Origin of the sequence: Rhodococcus sp. IEGM 1302, from assembly GCF_030056935.1 — a bacterium.
GTDB classification, from domain to species: Bacteria; Actinomycetota; Actinomycetes; order Mycobacteriales; family Mycobacteriaceae; genus Rhodococcus_F; species Rhodococcus_F qingshengii.
Genome location: NZ_JASHKY010000061.1, coordinates 1 through 2171 on the forward strand (window position 1 = coordinate 1; position 2171 = coordinate 2171).

Annotated in this window: 1 protein-coding gene and 3 tRNA genes; all 4 read left to right on the forward strand. The window is 60.1% G+C overall.

All coding sequences use genetic code 11. From position 1 onward, the window contains the following. Nucleotides 1–9 precede the first annotated feature (9 nt). Nucleotides 10–82 (forward strand) — tRNA-Glu (locus QM609_RS29090). 135 nt (nucleotides 83–217) lie between these two features. After that, nucleotides 218–291: transfer RNA gene (locus QM609_RS29095), tRNA-Asp, on the forward strand. 70 nt (nucleotides 292–361) lie between these two features. Further along, nucleotides 362–438: transfer RNA gene (locus QM609_RS29100), tRNA-Phe, on the forward strand. 241 nt (nucleotides 439–679) lie between these two features. Continuing rightward, on the forward strand, nucleotides 680–2171 hold a 1492-nt coding region (locus QM609_RS29105), incomplete at its 3' end, for an ABC transporter substrate-binding protein (protein ID WP_283337656.1).

The following is a 2171-nucleotide window of genomic DNA, read 5'->3' on the forward strand; positions in this document are numbered from 1 at the left end:
ATCCGGCGGGCCCCCTTCGTCTAGCGGCCTAGGACGCCGCCCTTTCAAGGCGGTAGCGCGGGTTCGAATCCCGTAGGGGGTACGTTTTGCGAAAGCGAAACGATGCAGTATGGTTTGACCCGCACGACACGCTTTGAGATGCACAAATGCCAGGCCAGGACAGTGGTTTGGGAGCGGCTCGAAGATGTAGTACGGTTTCACAGCAAGGAAAAAGCAAGGCCCTGTGGCGCAGTTGGTTAGCGCGCCGCCCTGTCACGGCGGAGGTCGCGGGTTCGAGTCCCGTCAGGGTCGCAAAGCTTTGTTCTCAATCAATCGGTTGAGAACAAAGCAATGCGATAGGCATTCGGTTCGGGTGCCGTCCGGCCAGGTAGCTCAGTTGGTACGAGCGTCCGCCTGAAAAGCGGAAGGTCGCCGGTTCGATCCCGGCCCTGGCCACCATAATTCTTATCGAAAAGCTCCAATCTCATGTTCTTCGAACATAAGGTTGGAGCTTTTTCGTGTTCGGATGTCAGTCGCCGTCAACCACTCGGCCCGATCATCTCAGTTATGCGCATCCTTTGTCTCCGTGAATGTTTCCGGTCACCGGGAACGTGCTGGGCGTCACTCCACAGAGGACATCACTATTAGCCGATTGCGGCCGATCCGTGGCTGCGTCTACTGAAAGTGAGGTGGAATCTCCGTGTCGCACTCGAGATCTTGGCGCATCGGGAAAGTCAGCCGGGTCGCCGTCGCATTGTTCGGCACCGGGGTTCTGTTGGTGGGCTGCGCGAGCAACGGTGACGACAGCGGGACCGATACGACGACCGCGTCGGCGGACGTCGTGACCGGCATGGTCAACGAGCAGCCCGATCCGGGAACTGCGGTGGCCGGCGGGACCATGACGTACGGCGTACAGGTGCTCGTTCCCTCACTCGACCCGACGAAGACGGCCGCGCGCGGCGGTTCCGGCGGTGAGGCCTTCGCTGCTGTGTACGACGTCCTGATGAGTTACAACACTGCGAGCGGCGAGTTCGAGCCCAAGTTGGCTCAATCGCTCGAGACAGCTGACGACGGAGCCACCTGGACGCTGAAACTTCGCGACGGTGTGAAGTTCAGTGACGGCACCACCCTCGACGCCAACGCCGTGATCGCGAGCATCGATCGGTACAACGCGGGCAAGGGCAATGGCGCCGAACTGTGGCTGGCTTCGGTGGAATCGGCGCAGGCAAGCGGTCCGACGACAGTGGAATTCAAGCTGAAGACGCCGTGGATGCGTTTTCCGTCGATGCTCGCTCTCGGGCACGGGATGATCGTCGCCCCGAGTTCGCAGCAGGGCGACAAGTTCACCGCCGTCGGAGCCGGACCCTTCACCGAAGATGTCTTCACACCGAGCGTCGAGCGAATCTTCAAGGCCAACCCGTCCTACTACGGCGGCGCCCCCAAGCTGGACAAGTTGCGGATGGTTGCGCTCAACGGTCCGCAGGCCAATCTCGAATCATTGAACAGCGGTCAGCTCGATGTCGCCTACATTCGCGGCCTCACGTCGGCGATCAATTCCGCCAAGTCCGCTGGCTACCCCGGCTACATCGACGTGCTCAATGCCGGTAGTGCCGAGATTATCAACAACCGTGAGGGCCGACCGGGCTCGGATGTTCGCGTCCGTCAGGCTATCGGCTACGCGCTCGACACCACGTTGATCGATCAGCGAGTGGAAAACGGTGAGGGACTGCCGGGCTCGGAGTTGTTCGGTCCGACGTCTCAATGGCATGTAGACACACCGGGTATTGCCTACGACCCCGAAAAGTCGAAGGAACTTCTGAATCAGGCGAAGGCAGACGGGTACGACGGCAGCCTCGACTACGTCGTTCTCAGTGAGCCGAAGGACCACGCGATCGGCCTCGCCGTGCAGTCACTGTTGCAGGCCGTCGGGTTCGAGGTGAACTTGATCTTGGCCAACAACGCCGGCGACATCGTGCAGAACGTCTACGTCAAGCACGATTTCGACCTCGCGCACGCGGGCATCGGAATGTACGAGTCGATTCTCGATCTCGGATTGTTCTCCACGACCAACAGCACCTCGATGGCGAATACTGCTGGATATGCGAACCCGGCGATGGATCAGCTGATCGCAGATCTACAACAGGCCAAGGACAATTCGTCGACTCTTGCGATCATCGGCAAAATTCAGACGC